The following is a 22174-nucleotide window of genomic DNA, read 5'->3' as shown; positions in this document are numbered from 1 at the left end:
AGGAGGTCTGTGGTCGTCGCGCCCGAAAACTGAAGGTCAGTCGTGGGAGTGCAGCGGCTTGCCCGCGAGGGCCAGGTGAGCCTCGCCCATCGCCTCGTTCTGCGTGGGGTGGGCGTGGATGAGCTGGGCGACCTCGGCGGGCAGCGCCTCCCAGTTGTAGATCAGCTGGGCTTCGCCGACCTGCTCGCCCATGCGGTCGCCGACCATGTGGACGCCGACCACGGCACCGTCCTTGACCTGGACGAGCTTGATCTCGCCCGCGGTCTTGAGGATCTTGCTCTTGCCGTTGCCCGCGAGGCTGTACTTCAGGGCGACGACCTTGTCCGCGCCGTAGATCTCCTTGGCCTTGGCCTCGGTGATGCCCACGGAGGCGACCTCGGGGTGGCAGTACGTCACCTTCGGCACGCCGTCGTAGTCGATCGGGACGGTCTTGAGACCGGCCAGGCGCTCTGCCACCAGGATGCCCTCGGCGAAGCCGACGTGCGCGAGCTGGAGGGTCGGCACCAGGTCGCCCACGGCCGAGACGGTCGGGACGTTGGTCTGCATGTACTCGTCGACGAGGACGTAGCCGCGGTCCATCGCGACGCCCTGCTCCTCGTAGCCGAGGCCCTGCGAGACGGGGCCGCGGCCGATGGCGACGAGGAGGACCTCGGCGTCGAAGGTCTTGCCGTCGGCCAGCGTCACGCGGACGCCGTCCTGCGTGTACTCGGCCTTCTCGAAGAAGGTGCCGAGGTTGAACTTGATGCCGCGCTTGCGGAACGCGCGCTCAAGAAGCTTCGAGGAGTTCTCGTCCTCGACCGGCACGAGGTGCTTGAGGCCCTCGACGACGGTGACCTCGGACCCGAAGGACTTCCACGCCGAGGCGAACTCGACGCCGATGACGCCGCCGCCCAGGATGATCGCGGACTTCGGCACGCGGTCCAGGGTCAGCGCGTGGTCCGAGGAGATGATGCGGTTGCCGTCGATCTCCAGGCCCGGCAGCGACTTCGGCACGGAGCCGGTCGCGAGCAGCACGTGGCGGCCCTGGACGCGCTGGCCGTTCACGTCCACCGAGGTGGGGGACGAGAGCTTGCCCTCACCCTCGATGTACGTCACCTTGCGCGAGGCGATGAGTCCTTGCAGGCCCTTGTAGAGGCCGGAGATCACGTCGTCCTTGTACTTGTGGACGGCCGCCATGTCGATGCCCTCGAAGGTGGCCTTCACGCCGAACTGACCGGCTTCGCGAGCCTGGTCGGCGATCTCGCCGGCGTGCAGCAGCGCCTTCGTCGGGATGCAGCCGTTGTGCAGGCAGGTGCCGCCGACCTTGCCCTTCTCGATCAGGGCGACGTCCAGGCCCAGCTGCGACGCGCGCAGTGCCGCGGCGTAACCGCCGCTACCGCCGCCGAGGATCACTAGGTCGAAAACGGTGCTGGCGTCGTTCGCCACGTCACGTCCTCCATGCATGTGCGCCGTACGCCGGACCCCTTTTCTCGGGGGACGACCGGTCGGTCGGCTGGTATCGGCCGCTCTTGTTTCGGCCCTGTGGTGGGGGCCCTGTCCTGCCGAGAACCCATCTTCGCACTTGTCGGCGACAGGTGGGACGGCGGGCCGGGCTGTGAGACGTCTGATTCGCCACGTCGGGCGTTGCTCAGGCGTATGAACGTACGGATTTCGTCGAGGGCGAAATCGGCAGGGGCCCGGACATCTGGATGTCCGGGCCCCTGCCCGCGAACGACGGACCGGCAGGTCAGCCGAGGTCGCCCGCGGCCGTGCGCTCGGCGAGGCGGACCAGGGTGCGGACCGCGGTACCGGTGCCGCCCTTGGGCGTGTAACCGAAGGGGCCGCCCTCGTTGAAGGCCGGGCCCGCGATGTCCAGGTGCGCCCAGGTGATGCCCTCGCCGACGAACTCCTGGAGGAAGAGACCGGCCACCAGACCGCCGCCCATGCGCTCGCCCATGTTGGCGATGTCGGCGGTGGGGGAGTCCATGCCCTTGCGCAGGTGCTCGGGCAGCGGCATCGGCCAGGAGGGCTCGCCCGCTTCCTCGGACGCGTCGTGGATCGCGGCACGGAACGCGTCGTCGTTGGCCATGATGCCGAAGGTGCGGCTGCCGAGCGCCATCATCATCGCGCCGGTCAGCGTGGCCACGTCGACGATCGCGTCGGGGGTGTCCTCGGAGGCCTTGGCGATCGCGTCGGCCAGGACCAGACGGCCCTCGGCGTCCGTGTTCAGGACCTCGACGGTCTTGCCGCTGTACATCCGCAGGACGTCGCCGGGGCGGGTCGCGGAGCCCGACGGCATGTTTTCGGCGAGCGCCAGCCAGCCGGTGACGTTCACCTCGAGGCCCAGGCGCGCGGCGGAGACGACGGCCGCGAAGACGGCGGCGGCACCGGCCATGTCGCACTTCATGGTCTCGTTGTGACCGGCCGGCTTCAGCGAGATGCCGCCCGAGTCGTACGTGATGCCCTTGCCGACGAAGGCGAGGTGCTTCTTCGCCTTGGACGACGTGTACGAGAGCTTCACCAGGCGCGGCGGGGCCTCGGAGCCGACGCCGACGCCGAGGATGCCGCCGAAGCCGCCCTTGGCGAGCGCCTTCTCGTCCAGGACCTGGACCTTGATCCCGTGCTCCTTGGCGGCCGCGGTCGCGACCGCGGCGAAGGCCTCGGGGTTCAGGTCGTTCGGCGGGGTGTTGATCAGGTCGCGGGCGCGGTTGAGCTCCTCGGACACGGCGGTGGCGCGCTCGACGGCGGCCTTGTAGGCCTTGTCGCGGGCCTTGCCGCCGAGCAGGGCGATCTCGGCGAGGGGGCCCTTGGCGTCCTTGCCGCCCTTGCCGCTCTTGCCCGTGGCGGAACCATTTTCCTTGTACGCGTCGAAGGAGTACGCGCCGAGCAGCGCGCCCTCGGCGATCGCGCCGATGTCCTCGGCGTCCTCGGCGGGCAGCGCGAAGGCGGCCTTCTTCGAGCCGAACAGGGCGCGCGCGGCGCTGCCGGCGGCGCGGCGCAGGGCGTCGGTGCCGTACGTCTCGTCCTTCTCCGGCACCGCGCCGAGGCCGACCGCGAGGACGACCGGCGCCTTGAAGCCGGACGGTGCGGGCAGCTTGGTCACTTCGCCCTCGCCGCCGGAGGCGCCGAGGGTCTCCAGGACGGACGCGAGCTTGCCGTCGTACGCCTTGTCCACGGCCTCGGCGCCCGGGGCGACGACCGGGCCCTTAGCGCCCTTCGCCACGCCGACGACGATCGCGTCGGCACGGAGACCGGACGCGGCGGCGGTGCTGAGAGTCAGAGCAGTCACGGTGGTGAATTCTCGCTTCCGTTGAGTTCCTTGGCCGATGGGGTGGGTCGGCCCGCCCGGCGCCAGCCTAGAACGGGCCGGAAAGGCACCGAACATGAGCCTACGCGCGTCGCGCCCATTCGATCGTGTCGGCGCAGATTCATCCGTTCGTGTCGACGCTTTCATGTTTCGGCGGAAGCATCCGTGATTCAGCCGAGGGCGAGGACGACCAGGGCGGTCGTGGCCGCGGTCTCGGCGAGCGCGCCGAAGACATCGCCGGTGATGCCGCCGAAGCGGCGGACGCAGTGGCGCAGGAGCAGCTCGGCGGTGCAGAGGGCGAGGACGACGGCTGCCGCGCACCGCACTGCCTCGTACGCCCCGAAGGGCGTGGCGGCCAGCGCGGCCAGGGCGGTGACCAGGCCCGCGGCGAGCAGGGCCGCGGGCCGGGGAACCGTTCCTGCCACCGCCGCGCCGAGCCCCTCGGGGCGGGCCGCGGGGACGCCGCTGCGGGCGGCCAGGGTGAGGGCGAGGCGGGCCGCGGCCGCCGAGACGGCCGCGGCGAGCGCGCCCCGGGTCCACGAGGTCTCGTAGAGCTGGAAGAGGACGGCCACTTGGGCGAGCAGGACGAAGAGCAGCGTGATGACGCCGAAGGGGCCGACGTCGGACTGCTTCATGATCTGGAGCGCCTGCTCGGCGGGTTTGGCGCTGCCGAGACCGTCGGCGGTGTCGGCGAGACCGTCGAGGTGGAGTCCCCGGGTGAGCGCCGCGGGGACCGCGGCGGTCGCCGTGGCGGCGAGGAGCGGGCCCGCTCCCAGGGCCAGCAGCGCGCTGCCGAGCGCGGCGGCGCAGAGCCCGACCACCAGACCGGCCAGGGGGGCGCAGAGCATGCCGGCGCGGGCGGCGTCCCGGTCCCACTTGGTGAGGCGGACCGGAAGCGCGGTGAGGGTGCCGAAGGCGAAACGGAGCCCGTCGGCGAGGGAGGTTCGAGACACCGCGGCAGGCTACCTGGCCCGGATTTCCGGCCGACCGACAGCAGACAGGACAGCCCGCGGCCAGCCGAGTCCCAGCGCCTACGGCCAGCCGCCTCGAAGCGAGAACCGGGCGCCCGTCAGCGCCACCCGCCGGGCGCCCCGGCGGGTGGGCGCGGGCAGGGGGAGCCGCGGCGCCCGCGGACGCGCGGGCAGGTCCGCGTGTCCGTGGCGAAATGCGGTCGTCAGGTCCCCGGCCGAGGATGGCTCCATGGGCGACTGGTGGTACCGGAACATCGTGGAGCCGGGGAAGCTCCCGCTCCTCCTCGCCCTGCTCTCCTTCGTCGGCTGCTTCCTCGTCACGAGGACCATCACGCGCCTCATCCGCGCGGGCAAGGGGCCCTTCCGGAACATCAGCTCGGGAGACGTGCACATCCACCACGTGGTCCCCGGCATCTTCCTCATGCTCGTGGGGGGATTCTGGGCGGTCGCGGCCGGCCGGCACAGCCTCGCCTCGATGCTCGCGGCCGTCATCTTCGGCATCGGCGCCGGTCTCGTGCTCGACGAGTTCGCGCTGATCCTCTACCTCGACGACGTCTACTGGAGCGAGCAGGGCCGCAAGAGCGTCGAGGTCGTGATGCTGACCGCGGCCCTGGTCGTCCTCGTCCTCACCGGCTTCACCCCGTTCGGCGTGAACGACCTGACGCCCGAGGAGCGGAGCAACCGCGCGGGCCTCGCCCTGAACGTCGCCGTCAACTGCTGCTTCGCCCTGGTCGCCCTGGCCAAGGGCAAGCTGCGGACCGCCCTGATCGGCATGGTGGTCCCCCTGGTCGCGATGGTGGGCGCCATCCGCCTCGCCCGCCCCGGCTCGGCCTGGGCCCGGCGCTTCTACCGCAACCGGCACCGCGCCCGCGCCCGTTCGGGCCTGCGCGCCTTCCACCACGACCGCCGCTGGGCGGGCCCCCGCCGCAAACTTCAGGACCTCATCGGCGGCAAGCCTGACCCGGAGCCGGTCCGCCCGCCGCGCCGCTGAAGCAGCTCCGCGCCGCCGCACAGCACCAGGACCGCCACGATCGCGGCCAGGTGCTCCTTGCCCGCGAGGTTGTTCTTGACGAGCACCTCGACGACCATCACGGCGATCACCAGACCCGCCGTGACCCAGGCCCGGTGGCGCCAGCACACGTAGACCGCCAGCCCGACCACCGCGGCGGACGGCCCGGTGTCCACGACCTGCGCGTCCGAGGCGGGCAGCCCCAGCGGGGTGCCGGGACCCCAGGCGATGCCCACGCGCGCGTACAGCGTGCCCGCGAGGGTGGCCGCGTAGCCGACGACGAGCGTGCGCCACCGGCCCACGGAGATCTCCGCGATGCCGAACACCAGCAGGATCTGCGCGAGCGCACCCCACACCGGCAGGTCGAGCGCGGGCACGAAGAGCGACAGCGGGGTGCGCAGGAGGGCGAGCCAGAGCGGTTCCTCGGCCCGTACGGAACCGATGTTCTGCACGAACTGATAGCCCCAGGGCTGGTTCTGCGTGAACTGGCACAGGGCGGTGAGGCAGACGGCGACCAGCGTCAGGGGCGCCGCCCGCCACCCCCGCTCGGCGATGCCGTCGCGCACGGCGGCGTACAGCGGCCCCCACTCGCGGCGGGCCAGCCGGGCGATGCGGGCCGGGGCGGCCGGACGGGCCGGGGCCGGGGTGCTCATCTTCGGGACTCCAGATGCTTGCGGTGCAGCCGCCCCCATGTTCTCGGCTTCGCTCGAACGGGGAGGGACCCTCGGGGCAGGCCCGGCGCTTCCAGGAAGCCCTCCGCGCGGGCCGACGCGATGCCGATGCGCGGCAGGTCGCCGCTCTTCTCGAAGAGCAGGAAGCGGGGCTCCCAGATCGGGCGGTACTTCGCGTTGGCGCGGTACAGCGACTCGATCTGCCACCACCGCGAGAAGAAGGTGAGCAGGGAGCGCCACAGCCGCAGGACCGGGCCCGCGCCGAGCCGCGAGCCACGTTCGAAGACCGAACGGAACATCGCGAAGTTGAGCGAGACCTGAGTGATCTTGATCTCGGCGGCCCGCTGGAGCAGTTCGATGACCATGAACTCCATCAGGCCGTTCTCGGAGTCGCGGTCACGCCGCATCAGATCCAGGGAGAGCCCGTGCGGGCCCCACGGGACGAAGGAGAGCAGCGCCTTCAACCGGCCCTCGCCGTCGGTGCATTCGAGCATCACGCACCGCCCGTCGACCGGGTCGCCGAGCCGCCCGAGCGCCATCGAGAAACCGCGCTCGGTGGCCCCGTCCCGCCAGTCGTCGGCGCGCTGGAGCAAGACCGCCATCTCGTCGGCCGGGATGTCCTCGTGGCGCCGGATCCGCACCTCGTACCCGGCCCGCTTGACCCGGTTGTACGCCTGACGGACCGTCCGCATGGCCCGGCCCTCCAGGGTGAACTCACCGGTCTCGACGATGGCTTCGTCGCCCAGTTCGAGCGCGTCGAGGCCGTGCCGGGCGTAGATCGTGCCCGCCTCCTCGCTCGCGCCCATCACCGCGGGGAGCCAGCCGTGCTCGCGGGCGTCGGCGAGCCAGGGCTCGATGGCGCCTGGCCAGGCCTCCGGATCCCCGATGGGGTCGCCGGAGGCCAGCGAGACCCCTCCGATCACCCGGTAGACGACCGCGGCCTTGCCGCTCGGCGACCACACGGCGCTCTTCTCGCGGCGCAGCGCGAAGTAGCCGAGAGAGTCGCGTTCGCCGTACTTGTCGAGCAGTTCGTGCAGCCTGCGCTCGTCGTCCTCGGTGAGCGGGTCGACCGCCTTGCGCGAGCGGAACGCGGCGTACAGGACGGCCAGGAGGAGCAGGGTGCTGAGCACGTTGATGGTGACGTTGACCCAGCCCGGCGTGGTGATGCCTTCGAAGCGCCGGTCGTCGGCGGCCAGCGAGACCAGGCGCATCGTGCCGTAGCGCCAGCGGTCGAGGAAGGTCGAACGGTATTCGTCGTGCGCGCGGTTGGTGACGGTGACCAGGAGCGCGGCGATCAGCGAGGTCACCAGGAGCCCGCCGGCGGCGACGGCCGCGGCGAGCTTCGGATTGGAGCGGTCGCCCTTGGCGTAGAACTCCCGCCGCCCGACGATCAGCGCGGTGACGAAGGCCGCGGTCAGGGCGAGGGAGATCCAGTTCTGCGCGTACCGCCTGATCTCCGGGAAGATCATCGCGAACGCGAAGAGCAGCAGGAAGAGCCCGCTGAGCACGAGGTTGAGGATCCAGGCGGCGCGTTTGCGGCGGCGCATCGTGATCGCCAGGAACATCGTGAACGCGCCGGAGGCGAAGCCCGCGGTGAGCAGGTACGGCGTGAAGTAGTTCTCGGTGTTGTGCCGCCGCAGATCCTGTCCCAGGGAGACCCAGACCGCGCTCAGGAAGTTGATGAAGGTGACCGCGCGGAGGTACCAGACGCTGAAGGCCGCGGCGAGACGCCGACGGCGCCCGGCAGCAGATTGCTCATCTCCCATGAAAAGGGATCATATGGGTCGTGCCGGGCCGTCATCGGGTGCGCGCGGACGCGCCGCCTACTCGACTTCGGGGTCCCCTGCCCTGGCCGGGATCCCGGAGCCCGCCCCGGGCGCGGCCCCCGTCGCGCTCCCGGCCGCCGGCTCCGGCTCGGGCTCGGCCTGCGGTTCCGGCTCGGGCTCGCGCTCGGGCAGCTCGGCGAGGAGCGCCGCCGCGGCCCGCACCAGCGGCAGCGCGAGCAGCGCGCCCACGCCCTCGCCGACCTGCACGCCCTGTTCGAGCACGGGGTCCAGCGCCATCCGGTCCAGGGCCTTGGCCTGCGCCGGCTCCCCGCTGCTGTGCCCCGCGAGCCACCAGTCCGGCGCCCGGAAGGCGACCCGCTGGGCCACCAGCGCCGCCGCCGACGCCACCACGCCGTCCAGGACGACCGGCGTACGCCGCACCGCGCACTGCAAGAGGAATCCGGTCATGGCGGCGATGTCCGCGCCGCCCACCGCCGCGAGCAGCTCCAGCTGGTCCCCGAGCACGGGCCGCGCCCGGCGCAGCGCGTCCCGCACCGCCGCGCACTTGCGCATCCACGCGAGGTCGTCGATCGGCGCGCCGCCCCGCCCGGTCACCACGGACGCGTCGGTCCCGCACAGCGCGGCGACCAGCGCCGCCGCGGGCGTCGTCCCGCCCACGCTCACGTCGCCGAGCACCACCAGGTCGGTCCCGGAGTCCGCCTCCTCGTCGGCGACGGCCATCCCGGCCCGCACCGCCGCCTCGGCCTCATCGGCCGTCAGCGCGTCCTCGATGTCCACGCGCCCCGAGCCGCGCCGCACCCGGTGCCCCGCCACCTCGGCGGGCAGCTCGGCGGGGTCGCAGTCCAGGGCCATGTCGACGACCCGGACGGGCACGTCGAGGCGGCGGGCCAGGACGGAGACGGGGCTCGCGCCGGAGAGCACGGCACGGACGAGGTCGGCGGCGCTGCCCGCGGGCCGCGCGGACACGTCGAGACCGGCGACGCCGTGGTCGCCCGCGAAGAGGATCACGCGCGGCCGCTCGATCGGCTTGACCGGCACCGAGGACTGCGCCGCGGACAGCCACTCGCCGAGTTCGTCCAGGCGGCCGAGCGCCCCGGGCGGCACGCCCTGCCGTGCCCTGCGCTCCTCGGCGTCGCGGCGGATCCCGCCGTCGGGCCGCTCGATCAGGTCGGTGAAGTCGTCGAGATTCAGCGAGCTCATTCGCCGAACAGTACCGGCAGCACCCGTACGCGACTCGAACGGCCCGGCAGCGGGCGCCCCCGCACCGGCGGGAGCACGGAACGCACCCGCTCCACGGTGTCGCTGCGCCGGTGGCGATGATCCATTACGTACCGTTTGGGCTGGGTTGTCGTGCCATGCCGTGCCCCGCGCATGCGCACCGTCCGCGCCGCCCGACGAAGGAGCCCGCCACGCCCATGGACGCCGCACAGGCCGCCGCCGCACAGGCCGAGAAGATCTTCGCCGTCCCCGGCGCCACCCGCCGTCACCGGGCCCGGGCCCGCGCGCTGGGCCGCTTCGCCGAACCCGAGAGCTGGCTGGACGTCGACACCGGGCACGGCCACTTCCCCGCCGTGGCGCGGCAGGTGCACCCGTACACCGCCTTCGACGGCCTGGACCGCACCGCGCGCGTGGACGAAGGGCGCAGGGCGGGCCGTGTGGAGGAGGCCCACCGGGGGCTGCTCGCCGACCTGGCGCCGAAGCTCGCCGGGCGCTACGACGCGCTGAGCATGTTCCACTACCTGGAGCGCAGCGCCGACCCGCGCATCGAACTCATCGCCGCCCGCACGGTGTTGCGGCCGGGCGGCCATCTGATGATCGAGGTCCCCGTCCCGCACAGCCGGTACGCCAGGATCCTGGACAAGGGATGGATCAGGCCCGAGCCCTACCACCGCATCCCGCTCGCCGACCTCCGCCGCGAGCTCGAAAGCCTCGGCTACTCCGTCGTGGCCACCGATCTGCGCGAGCCGCACGTCCCGTTCGACCTGGCCGCGGGGCTCGCCGTCGTCCTCGGCCGCGTCCGGGCCGCGGCCCGCGTCGCGGTGCCGCTGCTCGCCGCCGCCGCCCTGGCCGACCGCGCCCTGGCCCCGCTGGTCAGCCGCACCCGGTTCGCCAACGCCTACCGGGTCATCGCCCGCCGCAACCCGGACGCCTGAGCGGCCGGGTCAGCCGCGCAGGCCGAGCGCCTGCCCCGCCACGACCAGCAGGACGTGCTCGCACTCCGAGGCGAACGCCGCGTTCAGCCGCCCCAGCTCGTCGCGGTAGCGGCGGCCCGAGGCGGTCGCAGGGACGATGCCCGAGCCGACCTCGTTCGACACGGCCACGACCGTCCGGCGCGTCGCGCGCACGGCGTCCGTGAGCTCCGCGACCCGCTTGCGCAGCGCGCGCTCGCCGCCGCCCGCCCACTCGTCGTCGTCCCACGCGTTCACCTCGTCCATGGCGTACGTCAGCCACAGCGACAGGCAGTCGATGAGCAGCGGGGGCCCGTGCTCGGCGAGCAGCGGCACGAGGTCGCAGGTCTCGGCGGTGCTCCAGGACCCCGGCCGCCGCTCCCGGTGGGCGCTGACCCGGTCCGCCCACTCGGAGTCGCCGTTCCTGGTCCCGCCCGTGGCCACGTACAGCACCTCGGGGAAGGCCTCCAGGCGGCGCTCGGCCTCCACGGACTTCCCCGACCGGGCGCCGCCGATGACCAGGGTCCGGCGCGGCACGTCCGGTACGTCCTCGTAGGCGCCGACCACCAGCGTCGTCCCGTCCGGCACGGCCCGCGCACCGGCGGCCGCCAGCCTACGGGCCAGCTCCGCGCCCGGCGGCACCTCGTGCCCCAGGTGGAGGGCGACCACGTCCGTGGTCGGCCCGATGGCCCCGGTGGCCCGCAGCCGCGCCAGCGCGTCGGGGCGCCCCACGACATCGGCGAGGACCATCTCGTACGCGGGTTGCTCGTCCGGCAGCCCGGCGGGCGCGCCGCCCGGCGGCAGATACAGGAGCCGCTCGCCGTCGGGTCCTGCCACCTCGTACCCCGTGCCCGGGTGGTCCATCGCCACCGCGCGCACCCGGTGCCCGGTCAGCAGCGCGAGCTCCCGGCCGTCGGGCACCCGGCCCGGCTGCGGCAGACCGGCCGGCACCTCCACCGAGGGGCCGTCGTGCGGATGGGAGAGCAGCACCTGGCGCACACCGCCGAGCGAGTGCCCGGAGCGGGCGGCCGCGAAGGCCGCGCCAGGGGTGAGGTCGAGCAGCAGGACGCCGTCCACCAGGACCGCGGTGGCGGCCCGCGCGGCGCCGCCGAGCGCGGTCGCGCAGGCCGCGCAGGGGCAGCCGGGACGGGGCAGGCCTTCGGGGGCACCGGTGCCGAGCAGAGTCAGTTCCACGAGAAGATCCTCCCGCGTCACCGCGAGCGCCGCTCGCCCGGCTAGGCTTCAAGCGGCTTCACACAGCTGTCGGACCATCGGGAGGCTGGCATGGCGGCATGGACGTGGCGGTTCGAGAAGGCGGACGGGACGGAGGTCCAGCCCGCTCTGACGCCCGAGGAGTTCACGACTCAGGGGGACGCGGAGTCGTGGGTCGGCGAGTACTGGAAAGAGCTCGCGGACGGCGGCGCCGACCAGGTGTCGCTCTTCGAGGACGCGAACAAGATCTATGGGCCGATGAGTCTGCACGCGGAGGAAGCGGCGCAGGCTGAGTGACGCCTGAACGCGCAGGGGCGCCCGCTCGAAGCGGGCGCCCCTGCGCGCGTCTCTACCTCACATCTCGCCCAGCGTGACGTCGACGGTCTTGTCGGCGCCCTGCCGGGTGTACGTCACCTCGGTCTTGTCGCCGGGCTTCTCGCCGGCGAGCGCCTCGGAGAGCGAGGTGATCGTGGTGATCCCGGTGTCGCCCAGCTTGGTGATGATGTCGCCGGCCTCGATGCCCGCCTTGGCCGCCGCCCCGTCCTTCTGCGTGTCGGCGACGGCGACGCCCGCGGGCTTGTAGTCGTCGCCCAGGACCGTGCGTCCGGTGATGCCGAGCGCGGCCCGGCCCGAGTCGGTGACCTCGCCGTCCTTGATGATCTGGTCGACGACGGTCTTCACCATCGAGGACGGGATCGCGAACCCGATGCCGGGCGCCGCGCCGTCGCCCATCTGCGGGTCGGTGGCGGCGAGCGTCGGGATGCCGATGACCTCGCTGTCGAGGTTGACCAGGGCGCCGCCGCTGTTGCCCGGGTTGATCGCGGCGGACGTCTGGAGCATGTTCGCGATGGTGGCCCCGGCCGAGCCCTCCGAACGGGGCTCGCTGACGGTCCTGCCGGTGGCCGAGACGATCCCCTGCGTGACGCTGGAGGACAGGCCGAGCGGCGAGCCCATGGCGAGCACGATCTGCCCGACCTTCGCCTTCGTGGAGTCCCCGAACTCGGCGGCCTTGAGCCCGCTCGGCGGATCGTCGAGCTTGATGACGGCGAGATCCTGCTCGGGGTAGGAGCTGACGAGCTCGGCGGTGAGGGCCTGCTCGCCGGTGGCCGTCGTGACCTTGAAGGTCCGCTCCTTGCCCACGACGTGGGCGTTGGTGACGATGTGGCCCTTGTCGTCGTAGACGACGCCGGAGCCGAGACTGTCGGAGGCGTCGATCTGCACGACCGACGGCAGGACGTTCTCGATCACCTTCTGGTAGTCGTCCTGAAGGTCGCCCTCGGCCATGGGCGCGGCCTGGGTGGTGGACTCACCGGAGTTCCCGGAGCCGGAGCTCGAACAGCCGCTCAGAAGAAGCCCGGCGGCGACGACTACGACGGCGGTGGCGTTACGGGTGCGCGAGACATTCATGCCCCGAGTGTCCCGTTCGCCCCTGTATGTCGCCCTGAATTAGGGGGCCGATCAGGGCGTTCGGGCCACCCACGGCTACTCCGCCGCAGGGTGGTCGAGTGGGCGGGAGACGTCCGCCGCGGGGCGGCGGCCTCGTCAGTCCCGCACGCCGCAGACGTGCAGCAGGGCCGCGACCCGGCGGTACGGGTCGGTCCGCCCCGCCCGCTCCTCGGCCGCGAGCAGCGCCGAAAGCTCCGCGTCCTCCGGCACGGCCGCGTCGTCCGCCGCCCCGTCGGTGAAGACCCGCACGCCGTACCAGGCGTGCAGCGGCGCCGCGATCCCCGCGAGCGAGGCGGTCACCGCCGAGAGCCGGTCCGCCCGCGCCTCCAGGCCGATCCGGTTGCGGTAGACGGTCGAGTCGAAGGCGGCCATCGCCCCCGCCCAGTCACCGGCGAGCCCCGGCCGCATGGCCAGCGCGTCCGCGTTGCGCACGAGAAGGGAGAGCAGCCCGCCGGGGGCCAGCATCCGGGCCAGGCCCGCGAGCAGCGCGTCCGGCTCCTCGACGTACATCAGGACGCCGTGGCACAGCACGACGTCGAAGCTGCCCGGCAGGAAATGCACCCCGGTCTCGCGCCCGTCGCCCTCGACGATCCGCACCCGGCCCTGGATCCCTTCGGGCTCGGCGCTCAGCGCGGTCCGGGCCGCGGCCACCATCGCGGAGTCCTGCTCGACGCCCGTGACCTTGTGCCCGGCACGGGCGAGCCGCAGCGCCTGCGTGCCCTGCCCCATGCCCACGTCGAGCACCCGCAGCCGCTGCCCCACGGGGAAGCGCCCGGCTATCTGCTCGTCGAGCTGCCGGGTCACCAGCTCCTGGCGTACGGCGTTACGCAGGCCGCCGAGCTTCTCCAGCCACGCGGCGGCCCCGCCGGCGAATCCGCTCAGGGCCGCTCTCCGCGCTTGACCTGGGGCTTCGGCAGCCGCAGACGGCGCATCTGGAGCGTGCGCATCAGGGCGTACGCGACGGCGCCCTTCTTGCTCTGGTCCGGGAAGCGCTCGTTCAGGCGCTTCTTCAGCCGGAACGCCGTCGTCACCGAGTCCACGATGATCAGGACGATCACGAAGAGCCAGAGCAGCAGCGCGATGTTCTGGAGCTGCGGGATCCGGACCATGCTCAGTACGAGGATGATCACGGCCAGCGGCAGGAAGAACTCCGCGATGCAGAACCGCGAGTCGACGAAGTCACGCGCGAACTTGCGCACGGGGCCCTTGTCGCGGGCGGGCAGATAGCGCTCGTCACCGCTGGCGAGTGCCTGGCGCTGCTTGTCCATCTGGGCGCGGCGTTCGTCGCGCTGCCGCTTCGCCGCCTCCTTGCGCGTCACGGGCGTGTTGGCCACGCTGCGGCGCTGGGTCTGGGCCTCACTGCGCTTGGGCGTGGGGCGGCCCTTGGGGGCCTGCGGGTCACGGGGCTGCTGGGAGTCGGTCACCGGGGCGTTGCTCGCCGGGGCCTTCTCGTCCTTGGATCGGCTACGGAACACAAAACCCAAGGGTACGGGGTGCGGACGTGTGGGCCCCAGCCCGACGGGGAACGATCCGGCAACACCGGGCGTCTTGATTGTGTGGCTAAGGGGACGTTCCGTGTGGTTTACAAGCGGTTTTCGGGCGGTTCCCGGGGGTGCACCTACTCCCTACGCCTGAGCCCGGCCGGACACAGTCGTCCTTGGGGATGAGCGCATCCGCACGCGAACAGTGCGGTAATGGATGCAGGGCCCGTACTGTGGGTTCTGTTGCAGTACCTGGAGCTGGAAGTCCGTCAGAAGGGGGCGCGCGAAGCCCATGAGCGGTGTCATGAAGCGTATGGGGATGATCTTCCGCGCGAAGGCGAACAAGGCCCTTGACCGGGCCGAGGACCCGCGCGAAACCCTCGATTACTCGTACCAGAAGCAGCTGGAGCTGCTCCAGAAGGTGCGCCGCGGTGTCGCCGACGTGGCGACCTCGCGCAAGCGCCTGGAATTGCAGCTGACCCAGCTCCAGAAGCAGTCCTCCACCCTGGAGGACCAGGGCCGCAAGGCCCTCGCCCTCGGCCGTGAGGACCTCGCCCGTGAGGCGCTGTCGCGCCGGGCGGCCCTGCAGCAGCAGGTGACCGACCTGGAGACGCAGCACCAGACGCTCCAGGGCGAGGAGGAGAAGCTCACCCTCGCGGCGCAGCGCCTCCAGGCCAAGGTCGACGCCTTCCGCACGAAGAAGGAGACGATCAAGGCCACGTACACCGCCGCCCAGGCGCAGACCCGGATCGGCGAGGCCTTCTCCGGCATCTCCGAGGAGATGGGCGACGTGGGCATGGCGATCCAGCGTGCCGAGGACAAGACCGCGCAGCTCCAGGCGCGGGCGGGCGCGATCGACGAGCTCCTTGCCTCCGGGGCCCTCGACGACTCCTCCGGGCTCGCCAAGGACGACATCCAGTCCGAGCTGGATCGCCTCTCCGGTGGTACTGATGTAGAGCTGGAACTGCAGCGCATGAAGGCCGAGCTGGCCGGGGGCTCGACGTCGAAGCAGGCCATCGAGCCGGGTCAGGGACAGCCCCAGGCCCAGCAGCCGCAGGACACCCCGCGCTTCGACAAGCAGTAGTCCACCGCTCACGTCCGAGGAGGGCGACATGATCGCAAGGATCATGGGGGAGGGGCAGGTGAAGCTGGCGGACAGCCACTTCGCCGAACTGAACGAGCTGGACGACGAGTTGCTCTCCGAGATGGAGAGCGGCGACGAGTCCGGCTTCCGCCGCACGCTGTCCGCGCTCCTGGGCAAGGTCCGGGAGCTGGGCGAACCCCTCCCGGACGACTCCCTGGAACCCTCGGAGCTGATCCTGCCCGCCGAGGACGCGACCCTGGACGAGGTCCGCCAGATGCTGAGCGACGACGGCCTGATCCCGGGCTAGGCGAAGACCCCGGCGCTGCCCCGTGAGGACGAGCACGTCGGACCGGCTCCCGCAGCCCGCAGGGCCCCGTACCGTTCGGGGTGTGACCACTCTCGTGCGAGGCCGCTGCTGGGCCAAGGCGCACCCCCTGGCTGTGGACGGCACCCTCGCGGCGGCCGTCCTCGTGTGCATGGTCATCGGCTCGTTCGCCGAGCCGTACGGACACGGCGGCGCCCCCACCTGGGGCACCCGCACCCCGAGCGCGCTCAGCCTCGTCCTGATGCTGCTCGGCGCCACCGCCCTGGTCTTCCGCCGCCGCGCCCCCTGGATCGTGCTCGCGGCGACCTGCGCCTTCACCGTCGTCGACCTGGTCACCGGCGAGTACCGCGGCAGCGTCGTGATGAGCGCGGTCATCGCCCTCTACACCGTCGCCGCCAGAACCAACCGCCCCACCACCTGGCGCGTCGGCCTGATCACCATGGCCGGCCTCACCGGCGTCGCGATGCTGGCGGGCCCCCTGCCCTGGTACGCCCAGGAGAACCTCGGCATCTTCGCCTGGACCGGCATGGCCTCGGCCGCCGGTGACGCCGTCCGCAGCCGCCGCGCCTTCGTGGACGCCATACGCGAGCGCGCCGAACGCGCCGAGCGCACCCGCGAGGAGGAGGCCCGGCGGCGCGTCGCCGAGGAGCGGCTGCGCATCGCCCGCGACCTGCACGACGTGGTCGCCCACCACATCGCCCTCGTCAACGTCCAGGCGGGCGTGGCCGCCCACGTCATGGACAAACGCCCCGACCAGGCCAAGGAAGCCCTCTCGCACGTCCGCGACGCCAGCCGCTCCGCGCTCAACGAACTGCGCGCCACCGTCGGCCTGTTGCGGCAGACCGGCGACCCGGAGGCGCCCACCGAACCGGCGCCGGGCCTGGCCCGTCTCGACGACCTCGTCGAGACGTTCCGCCACGCGGGCCTCCCCGTGGAGGTCACCGTCGACGACGCGGCGACGGACCTGCCGGCGGGGGTCGACCTGGCCGCCTACCGCATCATCCAGGAGGCCCTCACGAACGTGCAGAAGCACGCGGGGGCGGGCGCCAAGGCCGAGGTCAGCGTCATCCGCGTGGGGCCGAACGCCGAGGTCACGATCCTGGACGACGGAGGCGGCGAGAAGAAGGAGCCGAGCGGTGACGGCGACGGCGGCGGGCACGGACTGCTCGGCATGCGCGAGCGCGTCAGCGCCCTGAACGGCCGCTGCACCGCGGGACCCCGCTACGGCGGCGGTTTCCGCGTCCATGCGATCCTGCCGGTCACGGCAACGCCGGTCAGCCCGGCAGAGGGAGGGACCGCGTGACGATCCGGGTGCTGCTCGCCGACGACCAGGCCTTGCTGCGCAGCGCGTTCAAGGTGCTCGTCGACTCCGAGCCCGACATGGAGGTCGTCGCCGAGGCCTCGGACGGCGCGGAGGCCGTGGAGCTCGCCAGGACCCGGGCCGCCGACGTCGTCCTCATGGACATCCGCATGCCCGGCACGGACGGCCTCGCCGCCACCCGACTGATCAGCGCCGACCCCGACCTGGCGCACGTACGCGTGGTGATGCTGACGACCTTCGAGGTCGACGAGTACGTGGTGCAGTCGCTGCGCGCCGGCGCCTCCGGCTTCCTCGGCAAGGGCGCGGAGCCGGACGAACTGCTCGGCGCGATCCGGATCGCCGCCGCCGGTGACGCCCTGCTCTCCCCGGCGGCCACCAAGGGCCTGATCGCCAAGTTCCTCGCGCAGGGCGACGGTTCGGACGGCGACGGCGGGGCGCGCGGCGAACGGCTCGACGCGCTGACCGGGCGCGAGCGCGAGGTCCTCGTCCAGGTCGCGGGCGGGCACTCGAACGACGAGATCGCCGAGCGGCTCGAGGTCAGTCCGCTCACCGTGAAGACGCACGTGAACCGTGCGATGGCGAAGCTGGGAGCCCGTGACCGGGCACAACTCGTCGTCATTGCCTACGAATCGGGCCTGGTACGCCCAAGGGTGGAGTGAGGGCGGGCGTGACGTACTGCACCCGCAGTATGCGCCGCATAAGAACGGGTCCTCGGAGGGACGTTTCCTGCTCTGGACATGGCAGATCGTGTAGGGGGCACTGGCCTGCCGGTGCCCGTTCCTGCGCAGTACGCCACAGAGAGAGACCACCATGTCCTGGCTGTCCCGGTTCAGCCTCGCCCAACGGGCCCTCGTCGGGCTGATCTCGATCATCGCCCTCGTCTTCGGCGCGATCGCGATCCCCCAGCTCAAGCAGCAGCTGCTGCCCTCCATCGAACTGCCGATGGTGTCCGTCCTGGCCCCGTACCAGGGCGCGTCCCCCGATGTGGTCGAAAAGCAGGTCGTCGAACCCCTCGAATCCTCCCTGGACGCGGTCGACGGCATCACGGGCATCACCTCCACGGCGAGCGAGGGCAACGCCGTGATCATGGCCCAGTTCGACTACGGCAGCGGCTCCAAGCAGCTCGTCGCCGACGTCCAGCAGGCCGTGAACCGCGCCGGGGCGCAGCTCCCCGACGACGTCGACCCGCAGGTCGTCGCGGGCTCCACGGACGACATCCCGACCGTGGTCCTCTCGGTCACCTCCGACAAGGACCAGCAGGCGCTGTCCGACCGGCTCGACACCACGGTCATCCCCGCCCTGGAGGACATCGACGGCGTCGCCCAGGTCACCGTCGACGGCGTACGCGACCTCCAGGTCGACGTCACACCCGACGACAAGAAGCTGGCCGAGGCGGGCCTGAGCCCGGCCGCGCTCGGCAAGGCGCTCCAGGCAGGCGGCGCCACGCTGCCCGCGGGCTCCTTCGACGAGGACGGCAAGAACCGCACCGTGCAGGTGGGCGGCGGTTACTCCTCCCTGAAGCAGATCAAGTACCTGATGATCACCCCCGAGGCCGAGCCGGGGGAGCGGCCGGGCAAGCCGGTGCGCCTCGACGAGGTCGCCACGGTGAAGCAGCAGCCGTCGGAGGCCACCTCCATCACGCGCACCAACGGCAAGCCGAGCCTCGCCGTCGCGATCACGATGGACCAGGACGGCAGCGCGGTCGCCATCTCCGACGCCGTCAAGGACAAGCTGCCCGACCTGCGCAAGGACCTGGGCGCGGGCTCGGACCTCACGATCGCCAGCGACCAGGGCCCGGCGGTCTCCAAGTCCATCGACGGCCTCACCACCGAGGGCGCCCTCGGCCTGGTCTTCGCGGTCCTGGTCATCCTGGTCTTCCTGGCGTCGATCCGCTCGACGCTGGTCACCGCGGTCTCCATCCCGCTCTCGGTCGTCCTGGCCCTGATCGTGCTGTGGACGCGGGACCTCTCGCTCAACATGCTCACGCTCGGCGCCCTGACCATCGCCATCGGCCGCGTCGTCGACGACTCGATCGTGGTCCTGGAGAACATCAAGCGCCACCTCGGATACGGCGAGGAGCGCGAGGCCGCGATCATCACGGCGGTCAAGGAGGTCGCGGGCGCCGTGACGTCCTCGACCCTGACGACCGTCGCGGTCTTCCTGCCCATCGGCCTGGTCGGCGGCATGGTGGGCGAGCTCTTCGGCTCCTTCTCGCTGACGGTCACGGCGGCGCTCCTGGCGTCCCTGCTCGTCTCGCTGACGGTCGTGCCCGTCCTGTCGTACTGGTTCCTGCGTCCCCCCAAGGACGTCCGCGGCGCCGACCCGGAGGAGGCCCGCCGCAAGGCCGAGGAGAAGGAGGAGCGCAGCAGGCTCCAGCGCTTCTACGTGCCGGTGCTGCGCTTCGCGACCCGCCGCCGCTTCACCAGCCTCGCCATCGCCGTCGTGATCCTCGTGGGCACGTTCGGCATGGCACCGCTCCTGAAGACCAACTTCTTCGACCAGGGCGAGCAGGAAGTCCTGACCATCAAGCAGGAGCTGAAGCCGGGCACCAGCCTGGCCGCGTCCGACGCCTCGGCCAAGAAGATCGAGACGATGCTGGACGGCCTCGACGAGATCAAGGACTACCAGGTCACGGTCGGCTCCTCCGGTTTCATGGCGGCCTTCGGCGGCTCCACGGACACCAACCAGGCCTCGTACACCCTGACGCTCAAGGACAAGTCCTCCTACGACGCGACGCAGGACAAGGTCGAGGAGGAGCTGGGCAAGCTCTCCGGCATCGGCCAGACGTCCATCGCGGCCGGTGACGGCTTCGGCAGCCAGGACCTGAGCGTGGTCGTCAAGGCCGCCGACGGCGACGTGCTGCGCAAGGCGTCCGACGAGGTGCGCGACGAGGTCGCGAAGCTCGACGACGTCACGGACGTGCAGAGCGACCTGTCGCAGAGCATCCCGCGGATCTCGGTCAAGGCCAACGCCAAGGCCGCGGCGGCCGGGTTCGACGACACCACGCTCGGCCAGGCCGTCGCCCAGGCGGTCCGCGGCACCCAGAGCGGCAAGGCGATCCTGGACGACACCGAGCGCGACATCGTGATCAAGCCCCGGAAGCCGGCGACGACCCTCGCCGAGCTGCGCGCGCTCGACCTCGGCTCCGCGAAGCTCGGTGACATCGCCTCGGTCGACCTGGTCGACGGCCCGGTCTCCATGACCCGCATAGACGGCGCCCGCGCCGCGACGATCACCGCGAAGCCGACCGGCGAGAACACCGGCGCGGTCAGCGCCGACCTCACCAAGAAGCTCGACGCGCTGAAGCTGCCGGAGGGCGCCACGGCGTCCATCGGCGGTGTCTCCGAGGACCAGGACGAGGCGTTCGCCTCGCTGGGCCTGGCGATGCTCGCGGCGATCGCGATCGTCTTCATGCTGCTCGTGGCGACGTTCCGCTCGCTGATCCAGCCGCTCATCCTGCTGGTCTCGATCCCGTTCGCGGCCACGGGCGCCATCGGCCTCCTCATCGCGACGGACACCCCGATGGGCGTCCCGGCGATGATCGGCATGCTGATGCTCATCGGCATCGTGGTCACCAACGCGATCGTCCTGATCGACCTGATCAACCAGTACCGCAGGCAGGGTCACGGCGTGGTCGAGGCGGTCGTCGAGGGCGGCCGTCACCGGCTCCGCCCGATCCTCATGACGGCCCTGGCGACGATCTTCGCCCTGCTCCCGATGGCCCTCGGCATCACGGGCGAGGGCGGCTTCATCGCCCAGCCGCTCGCGGTGGTGGTCATCGGCGGTCTGATCACGTCGACGCTGCTCACCCTGCTCCTCGTCCCGACGCTGTACGCGATGGTGGAGCTGCGCAAGGAGAAGCGGCGTACGAAGCGCGAGGCCAAGCGGGCGAAGAAGGCGGGCGTCCCGTCTCAGTCGGGCTCCGAGGCAGCCGGCCAGGAGCCGGCCCAGGTGTAGCCACGCCGCCGATCTCCCGCCCGACCAGGAATGCGTAAGGGGCACCCCGCACATGCGGGGTGCCCCTTACGCGTGGCTCACGGCCCGCCTACGGCAGCGCCAGCATCCGCTCGAGTGCCAGCTTCGCGAACTGCTCGGTCTCGCGGTCGACCTCGATCTGGTTGACCAGCTTGCCCTCGGCGAGGGACTCCAGGGTCCAGACCAGGTGCGGCAGGTCGATGCGGTTCATGGTCGAGCAGAAGCAGACCGTCTTGTCGAGGAAGACGATCTCCTTGTCCTCGGCGGCGAAACGGTTCGCCAGGCGGCGTACGAGGTTCAGCTCGGTCCCGATCGCCCACTTGGAACCGGCGGGAGCCGCTTCCAGGGTCTGGATGATGTGCTCCGTGGAGCCCACGTGATCTGCCGCGGCCACGACCTCGTGCTTGCACTCGGGGTGGACCAGGACGTTCACGCCGGGGATCCGCGCGCGCACGTCCTCCACCGACTCCAGCGAGAAGCGCCCGTGCACCGAGCAGTGCCCGCGCCACAGGATCATCTTCGCGTCGCGCAGCTGCTCGGGGGTGAGGCCGCCGTTCGGCTTGTGCGGGTTGTAGAGGACGCAGTCCTCCAGGGTGAGGCCCATGTCCCGCACCGCGGTGTTGCGGCCCAGGTGCTGGTCGGGCAGGAAGAGGACCTTCTCGCCCTGCTCGAAGGCCCACTCCAGGGCCCGCTTGGCGTTGGACGAGGTGCAGATCGTCCCGCCGTGCTTGCCGGTGAAGGCCTTGATGTCGGCCGACGAGTTCATGTACGAGACGGGCACGACCTGCTCGGCGATCCCGGCCTCGGTCAGCACGTCCCAGCACTCCGCGACCTGCTCGGCGGTGGCCATGTCGGCCATCGAGCAGCCGGCGGCCAGGTCGGGCAGCACGACCTTCTGGTCGTCGCCGGTCAGGATGTCCGCGGACTCCGCCATGAAGTGCACGCCGCAGAAGACGATGTACTCGGCCTCCGGCCTGGCGGCGGCGTCCTTGGCCAGCTTGAAGGAGTCGCCGGTGACGTCCGCGAACTGGATGACCTCGTCGCGCTGGTAGTGGTGGCCGAGCACGAAGACCTTGTCGCCGAGCTTCTCCTTGGCGGCGCGTGCGCGCTCCACGAGGTCGGGGTCGGAGGGCGACGGCAGGTCGCCGGGGCACTCCACGCCGCGCTCGCTCCTGGGGTCGGCCTCGCGGCCGAGCAGCAGCAGGGCCAGCGGCGTCGGCTGGACGTCGAGATCCACGGGGGACTGGGCGGTGGTCACGAGACACGCACCCTTTCTTCGGAAATTAATGAGCGCGGCCGCAGCCGCTCCAGTGGAGCCGGTGCACGCACCGGAGGCTTTTCGTCTATTTGACGTTATCTATCATAACCGCTTCACGTCAGTTTGACGATGGCCATTGTGTCGATGTGACGCGTTCGCCTTCGACGGGCCGCTGCCCCC

General features: G+C 71.7%; 19 protein-coding genes. 8 read left to right on the top strand and 11 right to left on the bottom strand.

The genetic code is table 11. The annotated features are described in order from the left end of the window. Nucleotides 1-36 precede the first annotated feature (36 nt). The 3 genes from lpdA to QBL25_RS13660 form a co-directional block, all read right to left on the bottom strand. Nucleotides 37-1425, bottom strand: a complete 1389-nt coding sequence (lpdA, locus tag QBL25_RS13670; RefSeq protein WP_409057312.1) for a dihydrolipoyl dehydrogenase — start codon at nt 1423-1425, stop codon at nt 37-39. Nucleotides 1426-1726: 301 nt separating this feature from the next. After that, the gene (locus QBL25_RS13665) at nt 1727-3268 is read right to left on the bottom strand and encodes a leucyl aminopeptidase (RefSeq protein ID WP_409057311.1); all 1542 of its coding nucleotides are present in this window, start codon (nt 3266-3268) and stop codon (nt 1727-1729) included. A 188-nt stretch (nt 3269-3456) separates the two neighbouring features. Then, nucleotides 3457-4239, bottom strand: coding sequence for an adenosylcobinamide-GDP ribazoletransferase (locus QBL25_RS13660; RefSeq protein WP_409057310.1), 783 nt, complete (start codon nt 4237-4239; stop codon nt 3457-3459). 247 nt (nt 4240-4486) lie between these two features. On the opposite strand from QBL25_RS13660, the gene QBL25_RS13655 reads away from it, so the two are divergent. Next, nucleotides 4487-5248, top strand: a complete 762-nt coding sequence (locus QBL25_RS13655) for a hypothetical protein (RefSeq protein ID WP_409057309.1) — start codon at nt 4487-4489, stop codon at nt 5246-5248. Here the strand turns inward: QBL25_RS13655 and QBL25_RS13650 are convergent. Genes QBL25_RS13650 through cobT form a run of 3 tightly spaced genes read right to left on the bottom strand, consistent with a single transcriptional unit; the run spans nt 5191 to nt 8924 of the window. Then, complete coding sequence (locus QBL25_RS13650; protein ID WP_409057308.1) at nt 5191-5919, bottom strand: hypothetical protein; 729 nt, start codon at nt 5917-5919, stop codon at nt 5191-5193. The two genes, QBL25_RS13655 and QBL25_RS13650, sit on opposite strands and share 58 nt — an antisense overlap. Beyond that, the gene (locus tag QBL25_RS13645; protein ID WP_409057307.1) at nt 5916-7703 is read right to left on the bottom strand and encodes a phosphatidylglycerol lysyltransferase domain-containing protein; all 1788 of its coding nucleotides are present in this window, start codon (nt 7701-7703) and stop codon (nt 5916-5918) included. Before QBL25_RS13645 ends, QBL25_RS13650 begins: the two co-directional genes overlap by 4 nt. 57 nt (nt 7704-7760) lie before the next feature. Beyond that, a complete protein-coding gene (gene cobT, locus QBL25_RS13640; RefSeq protein ID WP_409057306.1) occupies nt 7761-8924 on the bottom strand; it encodes a nicotinate-nucleotide--dimethylbenzimidazole phosphoribosyltransferase in 1164 nt (387 codons plus the stop codon). Nucleotides 8925-9139: 215 nt separating this feature from the next. Here cobT and QBL25_RS13635 point away from each other — a divergent pair, with 215 nt between their 5' ends. After that, on the top strand, nt 9140-9877 hold the full coding sequence (locus QBL25_RS13635; RefSeq protein ID WP_409057305.1) for a class I SAM-dependent methyltransferase: 738 nt from the start codon (nt 9140-9142) through the stop codon (nt 9875-9877). Between the two features lie 9 nt (nt 9878-9886). Here the strand turns inward: QBL25_RS13635 and QBL25_RS13630 are convergent, their stop codons facing one another. Continuing rightward, entirely contained in the window at nt 9887-11086 is a 1200-nt protein-coding gene (locus tag QBL25_RS13630) for a bifunctional adenosylcobinamide kinase/adenosylcobinamide-phosphate guanylyltransferase (protein ID WP_409057304.1), read from the bottom strand. A 90-nt stretch (nt 11087-11176) separates the two neighbouring features. On the opposite strand from QBL25_RS13630, the gene QBL25_RS13625 reads away from it, so the two are divergent. Then, nucleotides 11177-11401 (top strand): hypothetical protein, encoded by a 225-nt coding sequence (locus QBL25_RS13625; RefSeq protein ID WP_409057303.1) that lies wholly within the window; start codon nt 11177-11179, stop codon nt 11399-11401. Between the two features lie 57 nt (nt 11402-11458). On the opposite strand, the gene QBL25_RS13620 is transcribed toward QBL25_RS13625, so the two are convergent. From QBL25_RS13620 to QBL25_RS13610, 3 genes are all read right to left on the bottom strand, one after another. After that, nucleotides 11459-12511, bottom strand: a complete 1053-nt coding sequence (locus QBL25_RS13620) for a S1C family serine protease (protein WP_409057302.1) — start codon at nt 12509-12511, stop codon at nt 11459-11461. 135 nt (nt 12512-12646) lie between these two features. Next, on the bottom strand, nt 12647-13354 hold the full coding sequence (locus QBL25_RS13615; protein ID WP_409057301.1) for a class I SAM-dependent methyltransferase: 708 nt from the start codon (nt 13352-13354) through the stop codon (nt 12647-12649). Nucleotides 13355-13428: 74 nt separating this feature from the next. Beyond that, complete coding sequence (locus QBL25_RS13610) at nt 13429-14103, bottom strand: DUF3043 domain-containing protein (RefSeq protein ID WP_409062633.1); 675 nt, start codon at nt 14101-14103, stop codon at nt 13429-13431. A 220-nt stretch (nt 14104-14323) separates the two neighbouring features. Here QBL25_RS13610 and QBL25_RS13605 point away from each other — a divergent pair, with 220 nt between their 5' ends. The 5 genes from QBL25_RS13605 (at nt 14324) to QBL25_RS13585 (ending at nt 20718) form a co-directional block, all read left to right on the top strand. Then, the gene (locus tag QBL25_RS13605) at nt 14324-15115 is read left to right on the top strand and encodes a PspA/IM30 family protein (protein ID WP_397710843.1); all 792 of its coding nucleotides are present in this window, start codon (nt 14324-14326) and stop codon (nt 15113-15115) included. 28 nt (nt 15116-15143) lie between these two features. Next, entirely contained in the window at nt 15144-15422 is a 279-nt protein-coding gene (gene pspAA, locus QBL25_RS13600) for a PspA-associated protein PspAA (RefSeq protein ID WP_409057300.1), read from the top strand. An 82-nt stretch (nt 15423-15504) separates the two neighbouring features. Next, complete coding sequence (locus QBL25_RS13595) at nt 15505-16743, top strand: sensor histidine kinase (RefSeq protein WP_409057299.1); 1239 nt, start codon at nt 15505-15507, stop codon at nt 16741-16743. Next, complete coding sequence (locus QBL25_RS13590) at nt 16740-17420, top strand: response regulator (RefSeq protein WP_409057298.1); 681 nt, start codon at nt 16740-16742, stop codon at nt 17418-17420. The genes QBL25_RS13595 and QBL25_RS13590 overlap by 4 nt, the downstream gene beginning before the upstream one ends. A 151-nt stretch (nt 17421-17571) precedes the next feature. Continuing rightward, nucleotides 17572-20718, top strand: a complete 3147-nt coding sequence (locus QBL25_RS13585) for an efflux RND transporter permease subunit (protein ID WP_409057297.1) — start codon at nt 17572-17574, stop codon at nt 20716-20718. Between the two features lie 88 nt (nt 20719-20806). Here QBL25_RS13585 and nadA read toward each other — a convergent pair whose 3' ends face one another. Next, nucleotides 20807-21994 (bottom strand): quinolinate synthase NadA, encoded by a 1188-nt coding sequence (nadA, locus tag QBL25_RS13580; protein WP_409057296.1) that lies wholly within the window; start codon nt 21992-21994, stop codon nt 20807-20809. Nucleotides 21995-22174 lie beyond the last annotated feature (180 nt).

The organism is Streptomyces sp. SYP-A7185 (assembly GCF_046103685.1).
Classification (GTDB): domain Bacteria; phylum Actinomycetota; class Actinomycetes; order Streptomycetales; family Streptomycetaceae; genus Streptomyces.
The sequence above is the reverse complement of the archived record's forward strand: the minus strand, read 5'-3'. Positions and strand labels throughout refer to the sequence as shown.